Origin of the sequence: Aquimarina callyspongiae, assembly GCF_034322225.1 — a bacterium.
Classification (GTDB): domain Bacteria; phylum Bacteroidota; class Bacteroidia; order Flavobacteriales; family Flavobacteriaceae; genus Aquimarina.
Window position 1 is genome coordinate 301,310 of record NZ_JAXLPA010000003.1, and the last position, 21,746, is coordinate 323,055.

The following is a 21,746-nucleotide window of genomic DNA, read 5'->3' on the forward strand; positions in this document are numbered from 1 at the left end:
ATCTTAATTACAATTTATAAGTTAAACCAAGTCCTGGCGCAAATGCGCTTGATTTATATGTTCCTCCAAAAGAAGTTACAGCTCCAGTTACTGCATCTGTAGAAAAGTCATAAGACTCATCAACTTCTTCAAACCTTAGGTAAAAGAAAGAAGCATCAATTGACAACTTAGGTGTAACAGCAAAACTGAAACCTCCTGTATATCCATCAGAATCATTACGTGGTGTTTCTGGTGCAAAGAAACCTGATTGAACCGGAGATTCATCTCTATAATATCCTGCTCTAAGTGTAATTTTATTAGTAGCCTGATACTCTAATCCAAAACGGTATACTGATGAGTCTTTATAATTACGAGGGTTAATAGAAGTTGATCCATTACCAAATCGAATATCTAATGATTCGTATACACTCCAATATTGTCTGTTGTAGTCAAATGCAAATAACCACTTATCATGAAATTTATAAGAAAGACCAACTGTTAACTCTGCTGGCAATGGTAACTCTGCATCAAAAGTAGTTGTTCCATTAGCTGGAGTTGCAGGAGAGTTAGGAAAATTACTAAAAGTAGCTTCACCACCTTCAACTTCCATAATAATTTCACTACGATAATTAAAACCTAATCTGAATTTCTCTGAAGGACTAAACATAGCTCCAACACTCCATCCCCAATTAGTAACTCCAGAATCATCAACCGTAATATTTGAGCGATTACCATCTATATCCTGTAAAGTTCTACTTGCATTACGATTAAAGTTTACAGATCCTGTAACATAAATTGGCCCACCACCAATACTAAAATGATCAGAAAGTTTAAAAGACACTACAGGCTGTACATAAATCGCAGCCAAATCAATATTATTTACCAAATGAGATCCTGGCCAATCAGTTGGCCATGTAACTTCACTACCATACGGTGTATACACACCTAATCCAACCGCCATCCAATCATTAACTTTATAAGAACCATACAGATTCAAAGGAGTTCCCACTGAGCTATCAGTCTCAGAGGCAAGTCCAAATTCTTCACTTTGATATATTACATCTGTAAATATACCACTCACACCAGCACTTACATTCAATTTGTTCTCAAGATATACTAGACCAGCAGGGTTAAAAAACACAAGTTCTGCGCTATTCACTACTGCTACACCAGTATGTCCCATAGCTACAGCTCTCTGACCTTGTACACTAACCCTATATCCTCCTGCATAAGAAGCCATAGTAGCTGAGACAAACAGAACTAATAATAAAAGTTTTCTCATAATTAAATAAAATTGTTTTTGTTTTTTTAAGAATTTTAAAAAATGAATGTCCAAAAATAATGGAAAATACCAATTATACAACGAAATCATCAAAATATTATGCATACATAGCATTTTTTAATTATTTTTTGACAAATTCTAACACTTCTTTCAAAAAATCTCTTGGATTTTCAGCGTGCAACCAATGTCCTGCAGAAGAAATTTCCCGGACCAAAGCATCCGGAAATTGTTTTTTTATTCTAACTTCATCTTCTTCAAGAATATAGTTAGATTTTTCTCCTTTTAAGAAAATGGTGTCGCCTTGATATACCATATTTTCATCAAGCTCAACTCCAATTTCTGAAGCATTGTTAATCAATGCTTCCAGGTTTATTCTCAATCCAAGTTTTCCTTTTTCTTTCCAATATAAATTTTTGAGCAAAAACATTCTTACTCCTACATCAGGCACATATAACGCAAGTTCTTTATCTACCTCTCCTCTCGACTTTAAAACCTCAAAATCCAAAGCACTCAACCCATCCAGAATATCCTGATGATGTAAAGGATAATACTTAGGTCCTATATCAGCAATTATTAACTTCTTTAATAAATCCGGGTATTTTACGGCAAAAAGCATAGCTATCTTCCCTCCCATAGAATGACCTATTAGAAATATATCACTCAAATTATTATCATCGCAATATATTTTCAGGTCTTCGGACATTATATCATAACTAAATGAATCATCGTGAAAACTCCTTCCGTGGTTGCGTTGATCTACCAAGTGCACTTGAAAACCTTGCTCAGCAATTTTCTTACCCAGAGTTTTCCAATTATCACCCATACCTAAAAATCCATGGAGAATAACCATTGGTCTTCCTTCTCCAAAAACATTAGCATATAACTTCATAAATTCAAATTATTTAAGTCGATGTAAGTACATATTAACAACATTCTCTAATCCCATATATATAGACTCACTAATTAACGCATGACCAATTGATACTTCGAGCAAACCAGGTATATTTTCTTTAAAAAATTTAATATTATCTAATGACAAGTCATGGCCAGCATTAACTCCCAGTCCAAGATTTGTTGCCAACTGAGCACAAGTGGTATAAGGCTGCACAGCATCCTTATTCCCTAAGGAGTATTGAGTTGCATATTCTTCTGTATATAACTCTATTCTATCTGCTCCAGTTTCTACAGCGCCTTCAATTATTTCGGTAACTGGATCTACAAATATTGACGTTCTGATATTATTACGTTTAAATTCAGAGATTACTTCTTTCAGAAAATCTCTATGCGTCTTTGTATCCCATCCTGCATTACTAGTAATTGCATCTTCTGCATCAGGAACCAAGGTTACTTGTGTAGGTTTTATTTCTAAAACCAAATCCACGAATTTAGGGATTGGATTACCTTCAATATTATATTCTGTTGTTACAATTGGCTTTAAATCATAAGCATCTTGATATCTGATATGCCTTTCATCCGGTCTTGGATGTATCGTAATTCCTTCTCCTCCAAAACTCTCGATATCTGATGCCACCTGAAGTAAATTAGGAGTGTTTCCTCCTCTAGAATTACGAAGTGTAGCTATTTTATTTATGTTAACACTTAATTTTGTCATAGTTTTTGATGTCTTTATCTAAAAAAACAAAAATACAAACTTGATAACGCCTTGATTGTATATTTTTTGATTATTTTGCATTAATATAGCACCCCTAAATATGAAAACGAACTTATACATTGTTAATGAAATAGAGCCTCTCACTATTACTTCTAAAGTAGTAGATGCGCAGCTATTGTTTAATGAGCTCACCTATACGCATTTTCCAGTTATTAAAGAAAAAATTTATGTTGGATGTGTCTCAGAAGCTGATATCCGATGTTTTGAAACAGAAAAAACATTAGATTCTTATCAATATGCGCTTGAAGGTTTTTTTGTACGCAAAGACAACAATTGGCTTGATATTCTTGAATCTTTTGCTCAAAACAATACTAATATCATGCCTATTCTGGACGATGACAATAATTACATCGGATATTTTGAGTTGCGGGATATTATAAATATGTTTAACGAAACACCTTTCTTAAGCGAACCAGGAAATATTCTTATCGTTGAAAAAGGAGTTTTGGATTATTCTTTTAGTGAGATATCTCAAATCATAGAATCCAATAACGCTAAGGTCCTTGGTTTATTTATTAACAAGTTAGAAAACGATGTTGTACAAATTACTATTAAAATAAATGATAGTGATTTAAACAATATTGTACAGACATTTAGAAGATACAGCTATAATATTGTTTCTAAACATAGTGAGGATACATTTTTAACAAACTTAAAAGAAAGATCTAAATATTTAGAAAAATACCTAAATATATAAAAGGTATTATTTAATCAATGAACACAAATCAAATCATAATGAAGATCGGTATATACGGTCAGTTTTACCATAAAAATTCTGGTATTTATATTCAGCAATTACTAGAAACTTTGGACAAGAATAATGTAGAGGTAGTCATTGAGAAAAACTTCTTAGAATTAATAAATCTTCATGATGATATAGATAAAACCTATTCACATTTCAGCACTTTTGAAGAGCTTGATGATTCATATGACCTTTTTTTTAGTATTGGAGGTGATGGAACTATTTTAAAAACCATTACTTATGTCAGAGATTTAGGAATCCCAATTGCCGGAATCAACACTGGAAGACTTGGTTTTTTAGCTACAATCCAAAAGGAAGAAATACAAGAGAGTATAGATCTTATACTTAGCAAGAAGTTCTATCTTTCATCTAGAAGTCTTGTTACCATAGAAACTTCTCCTCCTTCAGAAGAGTTTGGAGTTTTAAATTTTGCGATGAATGAAATTGCTGTAAGCCGAAGAAATACAACTTCTATGATCACGGTTCACACAAGTCTTAATAACGAATTTTTAAATTCTTATTGGGCAGATGGTCTGATTGTATGTACTCCTACTGGTTCTACAGGATACTCCTTAAGTTGCGGAGGACCGGTAATGATTCCTGAGGCTGAAAGCATGGTCCTAACCCCTATTGCTCCTCACAATCTCAATGCTCGACCTTTAGTTGTTCCAGATAATCAAGAAATAAAATTACAAGTTTCGGGAAGAGAAGATACTTATCTTGTATCTTTAGACTCCAGAATTCACACATTACCTAATGAAACCACAATAATTATTAAGAAGGCATCTTTTAAAATTAACATGGTAGTCCTTCAAGACGATAGTTTCCTTAAAACGCTACGTAAAAAGATGCTTTGGGGAGAAGATAAACGTAATTAAACAATAAAATCTGCTAAAAAGTGTTTTTAAACTCATACTATTTTACTCAAATTCTTGTGTACTAAAGTTAATTGTTATATTTGCAAACTTTTGAAAATCTATGAGATACTTAGCATCATTCGTATTTGTTCTATTTTTTATTATGCCAATCACTTCACAAACCTATGAAGTGGGACTGATGGCTGGTGGTTCTAATTATGTAGGAGACGTAGGATCTACCTATTATATAGCACCCAATGATATTGCCTTTGGAGCTATTGCCAAATGGAATCGAAGTAAAAGACATGCATTCAGGGCTTCATTTTTATATGCAGAGCTCAATGCAGATGATTCAAAAGGAGATGAAAGAAGAAAACAAAGAGGTTTTGATTTTAAAAACTCGGTAAAAGAATTTTCCATAGGTATGGAGTATAACTTTTGGGATTGGTATTTATATGATTATGAACCACAGTTTACACCCTATTTATACACAGGAATCACTACCTTTAGCTACGGAGCATTAGCCCTTGATGCTAATGATCAGATTACAGCATACAAAGACCAATGGAGTTTTGCTATTCCTATGGTCATTGGAATAAAAAAGTCACTTGGACGTGACTTAGTACTTGGAGCCGAAATTGGAGCCAGATATACATTTACGGACAACCTTGATGGTAGCAGTCCTGATAGTAGTTTTGGTCAAGAGTTCGGTAATATAAATAATAATGACTGGTATGTATTTACCGGCATAACTCTATCCTTTACCTGGGGTAGAATACCTTGCTATTGTGCTTTCTAAAAAATGATTGATAAAGAACAACTTAATTCTAATATTCCGGATCATGTCGCCATTATAATGGACGGTAATGGCCGATGGGCAAAAAAGAAGGGTTTATTTAGGGCAGTTGGTCATGAAAATGGAACCAAAGCAGTAAAAGAAGCTGTGGAGGGATCTGCAGAGATTGGAGTAAAATATCTTACACTCTATGCTTTTTCTACTGAAAACTGGAACAGACCAAAACTTGAAGTAGAAACTTTAATGAAATTACTTGTAAGCTCATTAAAAAGAGAAATCAAGACACTTCAAAAAAATAATATTCGCCTTAATGCCATAGGAAATTTAGACTCCTTACCAGAAAAAGCCAGAAAAGAACTTCTTGAAGTAATTGAAAAAACTAAGGGTAATGACCATATGGTATTAACGCTTGCGCTTAGTTATGGCAGTCGCGAAGAGCTTATAAAAACTATACAAGAAATAAGTATTAAAGTTAAAAATAGTGTAATTTCGCCACATCTTATAAATGAAGCAGTCATTAATGAGCATTTGTATACCAATAATTTGCCAGATGTAGACCTATTGATACGCACAAGCGGGGAACAACGTATCAGTAATTTTCTATTATGGCAGATAGCGTATGCAGAATTATATTTTACAGAGATACTATGGCCTGATTTTAAAAAACCCGATTTAATTGAAGCCATATACAATTATCAACAAAGAGAGAGAAGATTTGGAAAAACTAGTGAGCAGCTTAGTTAAAAAAATGACAAAAAAATTACCCATTGCGCATTTCGTATTATTTGTATTTTTAGTAAATATAGTAACGCTTTCAGCACAAAATTTACCTGGTACTACCGGAAAACAATACACTATTGGTGAAATTAAAGTTACAGGTACCACTACCTATAATGAAGGTACGGTAATCACCTTTACCGGTCTTAAGAAAGGAGAACGTATCTTCCTTCCTGGAGATCGTATTAGTGCTGTGATAAAAAGATTATGGGATCTTGAATTATTTAGTGACATCAATTTTTACATTACTAAGGTAGAAGGTGATGTTGCCGATTTAGAAATTAATATTCAAGAGGTTCCGGAACTAAACGAAGTCCGTATTGAAGGCGTTAAGAAACGTAAGTCAGAAGAATTAATTAAAGAAAATAGCCTTACAAAAGGCGCTAAGGTTACAGAGAATTTAATCACCACTACTCGAAACTTTATCTCCAATAAATACAAAAAAGAGGGGTATCTAAATACCAAGGTAGTAATCAATACAGTAGGGATAAAAGATACCGTACCTACCAATAAGGTTAATATGCTGGTAAGAATTGACAAAGGAGATCGTGTAAAAGTCGATGAGATTGTCATTAATGGTAATACTCAATTTTCTGACGCCAAGGTTAGAAAGGCAATGAAAAACACCAAGAAAAGAAAACCTTGGAGATTCTGGAAAAGATCAAAGTATATCAAAGGAGATTATCAGGAGGATAAAGAAAATATCGTTACAAAATATAAAGAAAAAGGATATCGTGATGCACGTATTACTTCAGACACCCTCATTGTTAATGATGATCAAAGCGTATCATTAAATCTGGATATAGAAGAAGGAGATAGATATTATTTTGGTAACATTACTTTTTTAGGTAATAGTGTATACACCGATCAGCAGTTGGCAAGACAGTTGGTTATTAAAAAAGGCGATGTGTATAATGGCGTATTATTAGAAAAGCAAATTGCAGATAATACAAAACCCGACGCTAATGATTTAACCAATTTGTATCAGAACAATGGATACTTATTCTCATCAATAGATGCCGTAGAAACTAATGTACAAAATGATACAATAGATTTTGAGATTAGAATACGTGAAGGTAAACTGGTACACTTTAATCACATCACTGTTTCTGGAAATGAAAAAACTAATGATCACGTAATTTACAGGATTTTAAGAACAAAACCTGGCGAACGTTATAGCAAAGATCTTGTAGTAAGAACGGTTCGTGAAATTGGTCAATTAGGTTTCTTTGATCCGGAGCAATTAGAACCACAATTTCAGAATGCCAATCCTCAAGAGGGAACCATTGATATCAACTACCCTGTTGTTGAAAAAGGAGCTAGTCAAATAGAACTCCAAGGAGGTTTTGGTGGAGGAGGTTTTATCGGTACCTTAGGACTTGCTTTTAACAATTTCTCAATACGTAATATTTTTAATAAAGATGCATACCGTCCATTACCAATGGGAGATGGTCAAACGTTAAGAATACGTGCTCAGGCAAGTCAATTTTTCCAAACCTATAGTCTTTCTTTTATAGAGCCTTGGTTAGGAGGAAAAAGACCATACCAGCTTTCTACATCATTTTCTCATACGATTCAATTCTTATTTGATAGTAGAACTCGTGATGTTGACAGAGAAAGAAAATTCTTGATCACAGGTGGATCGATAGGTATCGCAAAAAGATTAAACTGGCCAGATAACTATTTTACATTATCGCAAGCCCTTAGTATTAGACACTATAATTTAAAGAATTACAATACTGGGTTATTTACATTCGGTAATGGATCTTCAAATGATCTAGCGTATACTATTGGAATTAACAGAAATAACACTTCGGTTAACCCTATTTTCCCGACAGCAGGATCTGAATTTAATCTTGTAGCAAAACTTTCGCTACCATATTCTTTATTTGACGGTAAAGATTATAGTGCACTTGCCAGCCAAACGGATGCTCTAGAAGCAGAAAGAGATGGTCTTGACCTCTCAGAACCTCAGGATGTAATAAGACGTAATGAAATTAATGATGAGATAGGAGAAATTGATCAAGAGCGTTTTAAATGGTTAGAATATTATAAACTTAAATTTGACGGTACTTGGTATACCAGCCTTTTTACTATAGGAAAAAAACCTTTAGTATTAAAAACCGGTGCTGAATATGGTTTTCTAGGAGCATATAACAATGACAGAGGAACAATTCCTTTTGAAAGATTTTTTGTAGGAGGAGATGGATTAGGAGCTACAAGCCTTGACGGTAGAGAGGTTGTGGCACTTAGAGGGTATCCAAATCAGTCATTGGTTCCACAAAGCAGATCAAATAATCCAGATTCTGGACTTGATGGTGCAACAATTTATAATAAATATTCGTTAGAACTTCGTTACCCTATTACTCTAAAACCGTCTGCATCTATTTATATGCTTGCGTTTTTAGAAGGTGGAGCGTCTTTTGATAGTTTCAAAGGCTTTAATCCATTTCAATTAAACCGTTCTGCTGGAGCAGGTTTGCGTATATTTATGCCAGCCTTTGGATTGTTAGGTATCGATTTTGGATATGGTTTCGATCCAATTCCAGGTACAAATACGGGTCCTAACGGATGGGAAACGCATTTTATCATAGGTCAGCAGTTTTAATTTTGGCACGATTATTTCTATAAACAAAACAGAATCATGAAAACACAAGTTCTTTTAGTATTGGCAGTGATAAGCTGGTTATCATTCACTAATTCTGCAGAAGCTCAAAAAGGTATTAGAATCGGATATATCGATATGGATTATATCCTAGAAAATGTTCCTGAGTACAATGAAGCGGCAGCGGATCTCGAAACCAAAGTACAAAAATGGAAGGTGGAAATTGAAGCAGAACTAAAGGGAGTAGAACAAATGAGGAAAGACCTCAATAATGAACGTGTTCTTTTAACCAAAGAACTTATTGAGGAAAGAGAAGAAGATATCACATTTAAGGAAAAAGAAATATTAGAATATCAACAAAAAAGATTTGGCCCTAACGGAGATTTATTTATTCAAAAAAAACGTTTAGTACAACCTGTTCAGGATCAAGTTTTCGTAGCAGTACAAGAAGTTGCTAAAAATAAAAAATACGACTTTGTTTTTGATAAGTCAGCAGAGCCAGTAATGTTATATTCGGCGGATAGACATGACATCAGTGATCAAGTGTTATTAAGAATAAATAGAGCTTCTAAAAGAAAACAAATAAATAGTAAAAAAGACAAAAAGGCGATTGAGCGAGCAGAAAAAAGAAATGCCGATCAAGAAAAAGAAGTTAGTGACAGAGAGAGAAATGCTCAACAAAAGATTTCTCAAAGAGAAGAACTTCTTCAACAACGTAAAGCCGAAAGAGATTCAATTAGAGCTGCTAAGAAAAAGGAATACGAAGAAAGAAGAGCAAAACTTCTTGAAGCACAAAAAAGAAAAAAAGATTCTATCAATGCGCTAAAAGCACAAAGAGATAGTATTCAAGGAAATAATAGATAATGAAACCCCAAATAACAACGGAGGTGACGAAAAAGAGAATGAAGAAAAATTAATTTTTAAATTTATAACACACTTAATATTACTTAAAATGAAAAAGTTTAGAACACTATTAATAGCTTGCGCATTAACATTGGGAGCATCAAGTTTTGTAAACGCACAATCTAAAGTAGCACATATAGCATCACAAGAATTAGTTGAAGCAATGCCAGCATATAAAGCTGCCAAAAGCGAAATTGAAAAACTAAACAATACATATCAGGCAGAGATTAGAAATATGTTTCTTGAACTTCAAAATACAATGAAAAAGTATACTCAAGAAGCAGAAACTAAAACTGATGAAGAAAATCTAAAAAGACAACAAGAACTTCAAGCAACTGAAAAAAGCATTAGTGATTACAGACAAAACGCTTTACAGGACCTACAAAAGAAAGAAATCGAATTACTTAAGCCTATCTATGAAAGCGCTAGAGTTTCTATTCAAAAAGTAGCTAGAGCTCAAGGTTTCCAATATGTATTAGATTCTACAACAGGTACTGGAGTAATCATGGCAGATGGAAAAGATCTTATGGCTGATGTAAAAAAAGATCTAGGTATTTAAAATACATCTAATTTTAGTAAAAAATAAAAAAACAGTGAGATCCCAACTCACTGTTTTTTATTTTTGGGATAATATCATTTTATAATGCAAAATCAAGCAATAGGCATATTTGATTCTGGAGTTGGAGGAACTTCTATTTGGCAAGAGATTGCTCATGCATTACCAAATGAAGACACCATTTATTTAGCGGACAGTAAATACGCTCCGTATGGTAAAAGGAGCAAACAAGAGATCATTGACCTCAGCATTAAAAATGTGGAAAAACTATTGGAATTCAATTGCAAAATTATTGTTGTTGCCTGTAATACAGCTACCACAAATGCAATAAAGATTCTTCGAGAAACTTATGATATTCCGTTTATTGGTATTGAACCAGCCATAAAACCAGCTGCCATTAATACCAAAACCAAAAAAGTAGGTGTTCTTGCCACCAAAGGAACATTATCTAGTGAGTTATTTGCTGAAACATCAGATTTATATGCAAATAACATCGAAGTCATTGAGGTTATAGGTACTGGTTTAGTAGAGTTAATTGAAGAAGATAGAATATACACTCCCGAAATGTATTCACTCCTCCAGTCTCATTTACAACCGATGATTGAGAAACATATAGATTACCTTGTTTTGGGCTGTAGTCATTATCCATACCTTATTCCAGTTTTAAAAAAAATACTCAACAACCAAGTAACCATTATTGATTCTGGAGAAGCTGTCGCTCGACAAACAAAAGCTATTCTTTCGATTAATCAATTACTGAATCAAGATAACAAAGCTGGTTCTCACACTTTTTTTACCAATAGTACTATTACTACTTTGCAAAATATATTAAAAAACAACTCTTCTCTTTGTAATATTAAACAACTAGATTTTTAATTATTTAAAGTAATCCAGTAGCGTTCCTTTTTTAGAAGATGATACACTTAGTTCTTTGCCCGAAGAAAGCACGATACTCCCTCCTTTTCCCTTTCTGTATCTAATCACTTTATTTACATTTACTAGATAACTTTTATGGATTCTGGCAAAACCATGCGGAGTTAATGAATCTTCAAAATACTTAAGTGTCTTACTTACCAATTTCCGTCCTTTATCAAGAAATATCTTAGTATAATTATCATCTGCTTCGCAATACAGGATATCTGAAATTTCTAACACCTCAAAACCATCTTGTTGCGGGATTGTAATCTTACCTTCGGTAGCAGATACTTTTGATATTAATACGGCATCCTGCAATTCTTTTTCTCGTTCTTTAATATGACTTACATGATCTACTGCTTTAATCAGATTATCGATTGCAATTGGTTTTAATAAGTAATATGTTGCTTGTGCATTAAGTGCTTCTACCGCATAATGATCATAAGCCGTTACAAATACAATCTCAAAAGTTCGATCCGGGACTTGCTCTAATAAATCAAAAGCATTACCATAAGGCATTTCTACATCTAAGAAAAGAAGATCAGGATCATTAGACTTTAAAAGCTCTAAAGTTTCTTTTACACTTGCAGCTTCTCCCAGCACTTTTACAGAAGGACAATATTTCCCTAAATAATTTCTAAGAATAGCCCTACTATTTGCTTCGTCATCAACAATTATCGCACTTAAATTCACAATTTATATTTTATATATATTCATATTTGGTTACCATAAACAGATTGCATACTACAGTAATTTGTTTATCTATCTTTTTTAAGTGTTAAAGATACTTGAGTACCTCCATCTTCATTCTCTAAATCAGAAATAAAAACATCTACTTTATCTTTATACATTTCATTAAGAATTGTTATTCTCTTTTTAATATTACTCATTCCTTTGGATTTCTGTAATTTCTGATTTACAGTTTTAAGCTCTTTTGATTTTTTGCGTCCAATACCATTATCCTCAATCATAATCTGCATACTATCAGTAGTCAACTTTTTGAAAGAAATTGTCAATCTCCCTTTCTCGGATTTATATCTCAACCCATGCCATACTGCATTTTCTACATAAGGTTGTAATAACATAGGAGGTATCATATATTCATTAATATTAATATTATCATCTACCTCAATCGTATAGTCAAATTTATCCAGAAATCTAAAATGTTCTAATTTAACATATAGCTCTAGCAGTTCGATTTCTTTTTCTAACGGAATAAAATCCTCTTCGCTATTTTCTAATACGGCACGCATCAATAAAGAAAAATCAGTAAGATATCTATTGGCAGTTCTCTCATCATTAGTTGCAATAAAAGCATTTACAGAGTTTAATGCGTTAAAAATAAAATGAGGATTCATCTGAGAACGCAGAGATTTTAATGCCAATAAATTATTAGCATATCGTTGTTGCCTCATATTACGGTACATTAGATATGCAGCAAGCAGTAGCAATGCCATTACACCTATCAACGCATAGATAATTACTTGTTGCTGCAAGCTTCTTTGCTTAGATATTTCCTGTTCGGCAAAAGCCAATTGATATTTAGCTTCATTTAACTCACGATCTTTTTCCAGAGTAGTGATACGATTAGCTCTTAGCGCAAGTTCTCTACTAAAGCGCGCTGTTTGGGAAATTTCTTGTTCTTTTTGCACATACAATTTATCTACAATCACCTCATATTCTTTAAAGGCTTCAGATGCTTTTTTCAATTCTCCTTTTTCACGATATACTTCTCCTAATTTTCTGGTAGCATCTTTTTGGATGACAAGATCATTTTTTGATTCAGCTTCCTTAATACTTTCCTTTAAATATGGGATAGCTTCATCATATTCTGATTGTGCAGCAAATGCACTTGCTATTTTATAATTTTGGACTTGAGCATTCAATGCCTTATCATCAAGACTAATTGAATCATTTACTATATCAATCTCCTCAATATCTTCAAGAGCCTCTTTTCGTAATTGTATCTCTTTATCATAACTATTGTTTTTATTATAAAAATCAGCAGCTTTAGATCGTTGTCTGGCCGCAGATTTTTTATCTCTACGATTTGCCAATTGAACTGAGTTATCAAGACGTTGCTCTGCATCACCAAAATTTCCTTGTTGCTCTAATACTTCAGCCAATTTAGAGTTCAGTAAAATTTCATCATCCTCCATTTTTCTTTTTTGACTTAAAGACAAAGCTTTATTATAGTTACTTGTGGCATTATTATAATCATTCAATCCCTTATAACTATCTCCTAATCCACTAAATACTTTAATCTTTTGCGCAGTATTTAGTCTTCTCTTTTTTAGTTCAATAAATGTATTTAACGCTCCTTGATAGTTATTATCTTCTAATTGTGAATTGCCAAGTTTTATTTTTACATCTGTATTATACTTGTGGCTAAGACTAACCGAATAGTTACTTTCAGCAAGGTCAGGTTGTTTCCAATATCCATATATATCCGCAAGTGTTTCAAACAATACAGCTTTCTTATTATCACTATCTGGATCATCATCCCGTATAGTTTCCAACGCATTAGTAATATACCCAATACTTGTAGATGCATCACTTTTTAAAGAGTTACGTGCAGCATTAAGATTTTCATTATACACAACACTACTATTCTGCTTACGGCTAAATTTTGATTTTGACTTTGCAGGATTCTCTTTTACTTTAACATCTATCCTCTCATTGTTTTCAATTGTATAAAAAACGGTTTTAAAGCTGTCATGTCTTACAATCAGTTCATCACCCACTCTAGCTCTAATCTTAAAATCACCAAAAGCATCAGTCTTAACCATTCCTTGTCCAGAAATTTGAACCTCTACATCTTTTATGGGTTTTAAGGTCTTCTCTTCCTTTACAGAACCTTTGATTGTCATGATCTTTGGAGTTTCTGTCACAGAGCGTTCCTGACCCATTATACATATGGGTAACAACCAAAGAAATACTATTACCAAACCTATCTTCTTCATCATATCTTATTTGACATTAGGTAAACTTAAATCATTTAAACGGGATATTAAAATCAGTATATCTTGATCATCTTATTTTATATCATTTTACACCTATCAAATGGTCTTTTCCCTAAATAGAAAGGCACGTTTACTCATTTTACAACCTACATGACTCATTACAGGTTTTTTAATAAAAAAGTTGAACATAATTTTAAACCGAATTATAAAAAATCAAAAAGGCCATGAAAGCAATTTATATCTGTACGTTATTTTTAATCGGAATTCATTTTTCTTGTAATGCCAACCATAAGTCAAATTCTGATTTAGCATTACAAGGAGAAAAAATACAAGAGATTTATACTACCAAAACAGACCCTGATATACGAAATATCCAGGTGGCTTTGTTATTAGATACCAGCAACAGTATGGACGGACTTATTGACCAGGCTAAAGCGCAGCTTTGGGAAATTGTAAATGAGCTTTCCTATGCCAAATGTGGTAATCATAAAATAAAGCTTCAAATCGCATTATATGAATACGGTAATGATCGCTTATCATCCAGAGAAGGATATATTAGACAAGTGCTACCTTTCTCTACAGATCTGGATGAGATATCAAAAGAGCTTTTTAGTCTTACTACAAATGGTGGTAACGAGTTTTGCGGTAAAGTAATTAATACCTCCATCAATCAATTAGATTGGAAAAAGAACGAAAACCATCTTAAATTAATTTTCATTGCCGGAAATGAACCTTTTACTCAAGGCCCGGTTAATTATAAGGATGCTTCAACAGATGCTCTAGAAAAAGACATTACTATTAACACCATATTTTGTGGTAATTATCGTCAAGGTATTGAAACCAAATGGAAAGATGGTGCTGATATTACCCACGGAGAATACAGCGCTATTGATCATAACCAAAAAACAATACATATCGCAACACCATATGATGATATTATTCTTAAGCTTAATCAAAAATTAAACAAAACATACATCTATTACGGCAGAAACGGTCGACAAAAAAGAAGTTTACAGGCTGAGCAAGATACAAATGCTCAATCCTATAGCGCCGCCAATGGTGTAAGCAGAACCGTGAGTAAAAGTTCTGGGTTTTACAAAAACAAAAGCTGGGACCTGGTAGATGCTGCAGAAGACAAAGAATTTAAATTAGATGAAGTGGCAGAAGAAGAATTACCAGAAGAACTTCAGAAAAAGACTAAAAGCGAACGCAAAAAATACATCGAAGAAAAAAGTATTGAACGCAAAGAGATTCAAAACAAAATCCAGGAACTCAACAAAAAACGAGTGGCTTATATCAAAAACAATAGTAAGAAAGATGATACCAGCTTAGAAACTGCCCTATTAAATGCTATAAAAAAACAAGGGAAGAAAAAATCTTTTACCTGGGACGAGTAAACAAAGACAATAACGATAAATAAATCTAAAAAGCCATGAAAATCATTTGCTATATTATAATCTTAACTTTTATTCCTATATCAATGTTATCACAAGAAAAAGAATTGCCTAAATCCAAAGTAGATTATAATTCTTTTCTAGAGATGTCAGAAGAGGTTTTAGAATACCGAAAATCAAGATTGATTCCGTTTGACGTATTTCTTAAATATATAAATGATAGAAATACAGTTATCCTAGATACCAGATCCGAAGCTGCTTACAAGAAAAAACATCTTAAAGGAGCAATTCATATTAATTTTTCCGACTTTACTGAAGAGAAATTGGCTGAAGTACTACCTTCAAAAACCGTTAGAATCCTTATTTACTGTAACAACAATATTGATGGAGACAAAATAAATTTTGCATCAAAAAAAATTCCTCTGGCTCTAAACATTCCTACCTATATTAATTTATATGGATATGGCTACAAGAATGTATATGAGTTATCATCTTTAGTACATATTACAAATGAGGAATTATTGATGGAAGGTACAGAAGCAGAATAAAAATGGTTAATACAACAATTAAAAAAGGCTGGCCAAATTGGCCAGCCTTTTTTAATTATATTTTTCCTATTTCTTAGTTTACTGCAGGGCAATTACAATTCCAACGCTCTTTACGTTTTCCAAAATCATAACCTACCGTCAACTGGTGAAAACCTCCATTAGTTAAGACTACAGAGTTTGATTGATAACTATAAGTATATCCAACCATCCAGTTTTTATAATTAACTCCAAAAAATGGAGTAAGGTATTGTAGTTTTTGACTTTCTATTTCAGCTCCGCTTTGAGAAAACTCTGCCCCCTCAAAACTCCTTCTATAAGAAAATCCTCCCCATAATGTAGCAAAATCACTTAAACTTCTATATACTTTTAAGTTAGCATCAATAGTGCTTTCTTTTGTTTGATCAGTTGCTTGATACAATAATGAAGGTTCTAAACTCCAGGGACCACCTAGACCAAATACATATCCTGTAGATACAATATATCTTCGCTGATTATTAGACTCTCTTACAGGTGTATTGTTATCAAAAATATCTCTTACCGTTGGCAAAAGATTTTTAACTGTAAAATGGGCATACCAATCCAGGTAATTATATGATACTCCTACATCAATATTAAAATAAGCATCTTTTTGTACTCTATTCAGAATTACTGGATCTGGATCAACTCCTGTAGGATCTAACAACCCTCTCTCATCTACATTAGATTGAATAAATCCTCCACTCATACCAAATGAAAGCATATTAAGATCTGTACGGTCTCTTGAAAACAACAAATGATAAGCAAACGTAGCATATACACCTGTTTGTTTAAAACGACCATTTTCATCTCGGTAAACGATACCACCAAGACCCACTTTATCTCCTGCTCTAAAATTAATATTTGCAGATTGGGTATTAGGCGCATTATCCACATCAAACCACTGCTTTCTGGCAGTAAGTCTTATTTTATTAGCGTTTGCAGCTCCAGCCATAGATGGATGAACCAAATATAGATTATCAGAAAGGTAATCTGCGTATACGGGAATTCCTTCTTGTGAAATAACAAGTTGAGAAATCAGTACAATAAATAATAAAAAATACTTTTTCAAGTTCATATAGGCACGTATCTTTAATGGGGCCACATAAAATTTACAATATTCTCTTTAACTGCTAAAAGCAGCTAATATTGTGGGGCTTCAATATTTCTTTTTATAAAATTGAAAATATCGGCTATGCCAAGTGCCAAATATATAAATTTTTGTAAGAATATCTCTTTCTCCCCTAGTTTTAAAATATTTCCCCTAATATTAAAACATTCTTAATATCATAAACCCTACTCTTATGGAATTACTTTTTAGTAAATTTGCAAAAAATTGAATATGCAAAAGAATTTTGAAATAAAAATAGAGCCTACTACAAACCCCGGAATTGTTAAATTCGAGGCTAATTATTTCTTGACTCAACATACCAGTTATGAGTTTGAAAATATAGATCAGGCAAAAAACTCTCCTCTAGCTCAACAATTATTTTATCTACCCTTTGTTAAAAGAGTTTTTATTGCACAAAACTTTGTTGCAATTGATAAATATGATATTGTAGAATGGGCAGACGTACAGGATGAAGTAGCAGAACAAATTAAAAATTATTTAAATAGCGGAGAACCTGTAATTAACGAACAGGAAGGTGCTAAAAAGAGTCCTATTACTATTTATGCAGAAAGTACTCCCAATCCTGCGGTATTAAAATTTGTGGCTAATAAAAAATTAGTTACATCTGGACATGAGTTTAAAAACATTGATGATGCTAAAGACTCTCCTCTAGCAGAAGAGTTGTTTCACTTACCATTTGTAAAAGAAGTATATATTGATGAGAATTATATTTCTATCAGTAAATACGACATGGCAGACTGGAATGATATCACAATGGAGGTTCGAGAGTTTTTACGTAATTATCTTGAGCAAGGAAAAGAAGTGCTCTCTGCCAATGCTACTGTCTCTAAAAGTCAAGCACAAAAACAAGCAGACGTCGATTTCGAAAAATTAGACGATATATCCAAAGACATTGTAAACATTATTGAAGAATATATAAAACCCGCGGTTGCCAGTGATGGTGGTAATATACTGTTTGATTCATATGATGCAGAAAGTAAAAGCGTAAAAGTAATTTTACAAGGAGCCTGCAGTGGTTGTCCATCTTCTACATTTACATTAAAAAATGGTATTGAGAATATGTTAAGAGAAATGCTTAAAGGTAAAGTCGAGACAGTAGAAGCTATAAATGGGTAGTTTATCGATTAATCAATTCTTACACCGAAAAAACTGTTAAAATATTAGTTGCTTTTGTTTCAAAATCAATGAAGTATCTCGTATCTTAGAGACTAGAAGTTATTTTGACTTTTTCTGTAAGGCGAGCCTGCTCAAATTATGCAGATGGAAATTTAGAGTTTTTTGATTGATATTATATCTTTTTAAATTATTAACAAACCATTAAAAAGAATAACGATCACAATGACTAACCTACAAATAGTATAAAGTTTTAATTACTTCAATCACAAAAAATATTAACTTAAAAATCATACAATGGCAATCATTAAAGTTATTGAAGTATTAGCAAATTCTGAAACAAGCTGGGAAGATGCAACCAGAAAAGCAGTAAAACAAGCCGGAAAATCTGTTAAAAATATACGTTCTGCTTGGGTAGCAGATCAAAGCGTAGTTGTTAAAGATAACGATGTAACAGAGTTTAGAGTGAATCTTAAAATCTCTTTTGAGGTAAGTTAAAAAAAATATCTTTTTTTTATGAAAAGCATTCTGAGTTAATCGGGATGCTTTTTATATTTTTATGAATTGCAAAAAATTATCAAAGTGAGATATCCTTTTCTTATCATATTAGCATTTTTATTTACTACCTGCACAAGTCAAAATACCTCGATGGAACAACACAAGTATACCAATGATCTAATTCATGAAACTAGCCCTTACCTTTTACAGCATGCACACAACCCTGTAAATTGGCAACCTTGGGGAGACAAAGCATTAAAACAAGCTAAAGAAGAAAATAAACTCATCATTATCAGTGTCGGATATGCAGCTTGTCATTGGTGTCATGTTATGGAACACGAAAGCTTTGAAGATCCAGTGGTAGCAGAAATTATGAATAGTAGCTTCATAAACATTAAAGTAGATCGTGAAGAACGTCCAGATGTTGATCAGGTATATATGAGTGCAGTGCAATTGATGACTGGTAGTGGCGGTTGGCCATTAAACATGGTTACTTTGCCCGATGGAAGACCTGTATGGGGTGGAACTTATTTTCCTAAAGGAAACTGGATTGATGCCTTAAAACAAATCGCAGATCTTTATCAAAAACAACCTGAAAAACTTGTCGAATATGCTGAAAAACTAGAACAAGGTATTAAAGCTGTTGATCTTATAGAGGTCAATACAGATGAGATTGGATTTGATAAAGAATTTATCACTTCTTCTGTAAATGATTGGAGTAATAGTTTTGATCATAAAAAAGGAGGCACCAACAGAGTTCCTAAATTTATGATGCCTAATAATTATCACTTCTTACTACGATACGCTCATCAAACCAACGATAAAGAGCTAATGCAGTATGTGAACGGAACGCTGGATAAGATTTCGTTTGGTGGTGTTTATGATCATATAGGTGGTGGATTTGCAAGATATTCGACAGACGATAAATGGCATGTTCCTCATTTTGAAAAAATGTTATATGATAATGCTCAATTGGTAAGTCTATATTCTGATGCTTACTTAGCTACAAAAGATTCATGGTATAAAGACGTAGTGTATGAAACACTTCAATTTGTATCAAGAGAGCTCACAAACGATGAGGGAGCTTTTTATTCATCATTAGATGCCGATAGTCAAACACCAGAAGGAGAATTAGAAGAAGGCGCTTTTTATGTATGGAAAAAAGAAGAATTAAAAATATTATTAGATAGTGACTATGAGTTGTTCTCTAAATATTATAATATAAACTCATATGGTTTCTGGGAAAAAGAAAACTATGTTCTTATCAGGAAAGATAGTAACCTGGAGTTTTCTAATGAAAATAGTATTGATCTTGGTGAGTTAAGAAAAAAAGTGCTTGAATGGAAAGAACTTTTATTAAAAGAAAGAGAAAAAAGATCCAGGCCTAGGTTAGATGATAAAACATTAACCTCATGGAATGCATTGATGCTAAAAGGATATCTGGATGCATATCGTGTTTTTGGTGAAAAGAAATTTTTGCAAGCTGCTTTAAAGAACGCCAATTTCATTAAAAACAAACAACTACAATCTAATGGTTCTTTATTTCATAGTTATAAGAATGGGAAGAGTACCATTAATGGATATCTCGAAGATTATGCCAGTGTAATAGAATCTTTTATAACACTTTACCAAAACACGTTTGATTCTCAATGGCTCGATATTTCAGAGCAACTTACACAATATACTTTTAAGCATTTCTACGATTCTGATAAAAGTATTTTTTATTTTACTTCTGACGAAGATCCTAAATTGATAACTCGCACCATAGAGTATACAGATAATGTAATTCCTGCCTCTAATTCTATTATGGCAAAAAACTTATTCTTACTCTCTCATTACTATGATAATTCAGAATATCAAGAGATCAGCAAACAGATGCTTCACAATATTAAACCACACATTGATAAGTATGCTTCAGGATACTCTAACTGGCTTGATCTTATGCTTAACTATTCTTATAGTTTTTATGAGGTTGTAATTACCGGTTCAGATACTAACAATAAATTAAATGAGTTAAATAAATCGTATATCCCCAATATGTTATTGGCAGGAAGTGAATCCGATTCAGAAAGGCCTTTGCTAAAAAACAGATACACTTCTGATAGAACACTTATTTATGTATGTGAAAACAATACCTGTAAATTTCCTGTTGAAAAGGTGGACGAGGCTATTAATTTTATTCGTTAATAGTTATAATCCTTTTTTGCTATCTTTAAAAAGAGATTAAATTCTTTTTTTATGAAATTTCAGAGGTTCTTTATTATAACAACATTGTTTTGTTATTCTTTGAATTATGCTCAAAATTCTCTTCCGGCTTCTGGTGGAAACACCTCATCTATAACCGAAGTTTATCTCACTCAAAGGATCCAATTAGAGTTTAGTAAACAAATATCTAAAGAACTTCAAACAACTATTGAAGATTTTGAAGGATCTCCATATTTAAATCAAACTTTCTTACCAGGAATAATCTATGATGATCTCACCGGAAAAAAAGTAGATGTCCATTTAAGATATAATATTTATAATGATGTTTTTGAAATAAAATACGATCCGTCATCTGATGAAGTATTTGATTTAATCAAAAAAACAGGATATAACGCAAAACTAGGTAGCAATAAGTTCTATTATAAAACATATATAGATGAAAAAAACAACTTCAAAAAAGGGTATGTTTTAGTGCTTTTTAAAACAAGTAATATTACATTATTTAAAAAGCATTATCAAACGCTTCGCGCTCCTAAAAAAGCCAAAGTAGCTTTTGAGATCGATCAACCGGCTAGATTACTTAGTTATCATAGTTATTTTCTTGTGATCAATGGGCAGAGTATCTACTTAACCAAAAGTAAAAAGAAAATCATACAAGTTTTCCCTGAGTATCAAAAAGAGCTGAAAGCCTATATTAAGAAAGAAAAATTAAGCTTTAAAACCGATAACGATTATATTAAATTAATCACCTATTATAGTACTTTATAATTAAATCACTCAGCAAGTTCTTATTT

20 protein-coding genes are annotated in these 21,746 nt (G+C 32.7%); 14 read left to right on the forward strand and 6 right to left on the reverse strand.

The genetic code is table 11. The features are described from left to right. Positions 1-7: 7 nt before the first annotated feature. From U0D62_RS13660 to U0D62_RS13670, 3 genes are all read right to left on the reverse strand, one after another. A complete protein-coding gene (locus U0D62_RS13660) occupies positions 8-1,261 on the reverse strand; it encodes an OmpP1/FadL family transporter (RefSeq protein WP_322287863.1) in 1,254 nt (417 codons plus the stop codon). A gap of 121 nt (positions 1,262-1,382) precedes the next feature. Continuing rightward, the gene (locus U0D62_RS13665) at positions 1,383-2,150 is read right to left on the reverse strand and encodes an alpha/beta fold hydrolase (protein ID WP_322287864.1); all 768 of its coding nucleotides are present in this window, start codon (positions 2,148-2,150) and stop codon (positions 1,383-1,385) included. 9 nt (positions 2,151-2,159) lie between these two features. After that, positions 2,160-2,873, reverse strand: a complete 714-nt coding sequence (locus U0D62_RS13670; protein ID WP_322287865.1) for a pyridoxine 5'-phosphate synthase — start codon at positions 2,871-2,873, stop codon at positions 2,160-2,162. Between the two features lie 100 nt (positions 2,874-2,973). Here U0D62_RS13670 and U0D62_RS13675 point away from each other — a divergent pair, with 100 nt between their 5' ends. The 8 genes from U0D62_RS13675 to murI all read left to right on the forward strand — a co-directional run bounded on the left by U0D62_RS13675 (position 2,974) and on the right by murI (position 11,045). Further along, positions 2,974-3,630, forward strand: coding sequence for a CBS domain-containing protein (locus tag U0D62_RS13675; protein WP_322287866.1), 657 nt, complete (start codon positions 2,974-2,976; stop codon positions 3,628-3,630). 38 nt (positions 3,631-3,668) lie between these two features. Next, entirely contained in the window at positions 3,669-4,553 is an 885-nt protein-coding gene (locus tag U0D62_RS13680; protein ID WP_322287867.1) for an NAD kinase, read from the forward strand. Between the two features lie 100 nt (positions 4,554-4,653). Next, positions 4,654-5,331 (forward strand): type IX secretion system protein PorG, encoded by a 678-nt coding sequence (gene porG / locus U0D62_RS13685; RefSeq protein ID WP_322287868.1) that lies wholly within the window; start codon positions 4,654-4,656, stop codon positions 5,329-5,331. A 3-nt stretch (positions 5,332-5,334) separates the two neighbouring features. Continuing rightward, positions 5,335-6,072: an isoprenyl transferase gene (locus tag U0D62_RS13690; RefSeq protein WP_322287869.1), complete on the forward strand. Its 738-nt coding sequence runs from the start codon at positions 5,335-5,337 to the stop codon at positions 6,070-6,072. 4 nt (positions 6,073-6,076) lie between these two features. Continuing rightward, positions 6,077-8,713: a BamA/OMP85 family outer membrane protein gene (locus tag U0D62_RS13695; protein ID WP_322287870.1), complete on the forward strand. Its 2,637-nt coding sequence runs from the start codon at positions 6,077-6,079 to the stop codon at positions 8,711-8,713. A gap of 36 nt (positions 8,714-8,749) precedes the next feature. Then, positions 8,750-9,574: an OmpH/Skp family outer membrane protein gene (locus tag U0D62_RS13700; protein WP_322287871.1), complete on the forward strand. Its 825-nt coding sequence runs from the start codon at positions 8,750-8,752 to the stop codon at positions 9,572-9,574. Positions 9,575-9,662: 88 nt separating this feature from the next. After that, complete coding sequence (locus U0D62_RS13705) at positions 9,663-10,172, forward strand: OmpH/Skp family outer membrane protein (RefSeq protein WP_322287872.1); 510 nt, start codon at positions 9,663-9,665, stop codon at positions 10,170-10,172. An 84-nt stretch (positions 10,173-10,256) separates the two neighbouring features. Continuing rightward, the gene (gene murI / locus U0D62_RS13710; protein WP_322287873.1) at positions 10,257-11,045 is read left to right on the forward strand and encodes a glutamate racemase; all 789 of its coding nucleotides are present in this window, start codon (positions 10,257-10,259) and stop codon (positions 11,043-11,045) included. Here murI and U0D62_RS13715 read toward each other — a convergent pair whose 3' ends face one another. Together U0D62_RS13715 and U0D62_RS13720 are read right to left on the reverse strand one after the other, a co-directional pair. Continuing rightward, entirely contained in the window at positions 11,046-11,777 is a 732-nt protein-coding gene (locus U0D62_RS13715) for a LytR/AlgR family response regulator transcription factor (RefSeq protein ID WP_322287874.1), read from the reverse strand. Positions 11,778-11,842: 65 nt separating this feature from the next. Then, a complete protein-coding gene (locus U0D62_RS13720) occupies positions 11,843-14,047 on the reverse strand; it encodes a tetratricopeptide repeat-containing sensor histidine kinase (protein ID WP_322287875.1) in 2,205 nt (734 codons plus the stop codon). Positions 14,048-14,271: 224 nt separating this feature from the next. On the opposite strand from U0D62_RS13720, the gene U0D62_RS13725 reads away from it, so the two are divergent. Both U0D62_RS13725 and U0D62_RS13730 read left to right on the forward strand, forming a co-directional pair. Then, on the forward strand, positions 14,272-15,444 hold the full coding sequence (locus U0D62_RS13725) for a vWA domain-containing protein (protein ID WP_322287876.1): 1,173 nt from the start codon (positions 14,272-14,274) through the stop codon (positions 15,442-15,444). A 35-nt stretch (positions 15,445-15,479) separates the two neighbouring features. After that, complete coding sequence (locus U0D62_RS13730) at positions 15,480-15,989, forward strand: rhodanese-like domain-containing protein (RefSeq protein WP_322287877.1); 510 nt, start codon at positions 15,480-15,482, stop codon at positions 15,987-15,989. Between the two features lie 73 nt (positions 15,990-16,062). On the opposite strand, the gene U0D62_RS13735 is transcribed toward U0D62_RS13730, so the two are convergent. Further along, positions 16,063-17,082, reverse strand: coding sequence for a PorP/SprF family type IX secretion system membrane protein (locus U0D62_RS13735; RefSeq protein ID WP_322287878.1), 1,020 nt, complete (start codon positions 17,080-17,082; stop codon positions 16,063-16,065). Positions 17,083-17,346: 264 nt separating this feature from the next. Between U0D62_RS13735 and U0D62_RS13740 the strand changes: the two genes are divergently transcribed. From U0D62_RS13740 to U0D62_RS13755, 4 genes are all read left to right on the forward strand, one after another. Further along, entirely contained in the window at positions 17,347-18,252 is a 906-nt protein-coding gene (locus U0D62_RS13740; protein ID WP_322287879.1) for a NifU family protein, read from the forward strand. A 294-nt stretch (positions 18,253-18,546) separates the two neighbouring features. Further along, positions 18,547-18,747, forward strand: a complete 201-nt coding sequence (locus tag U0D62_RS13745; protein ID WP_322287880.1) for a dodecin family protein — start codon at positions 18,547-18,549, stop codon at positions 18,745-18,747. Positions 18,748-18,897: 150 nt separating this feature from the next. Continuing rightward, the gene (locus tag U0D62_RS13750) at positions 18,898-20,934 is read left to right on the forward strand and encodes a thioredoxin domain-containing protein (RefSeq protein WP_322287881.1); all 2,037 of its coding nucleotides are present in this window, start codon (positions 18,898-18,900) and stop codon (positions 20,932-20,934) included. A 51-nt stretch (positions 20,935-20,985) separates the two neighbouring features. Further along, entirely contained in the window at positions 20,986-21,720 is a 735-nt protein-coding gene (locus U0D62_RS13755; protein WP_322287882.1) for a hypothetical protein, read from the forward strand. Positions 21,721-21,746: the final 26 nt, after the last annotated feature.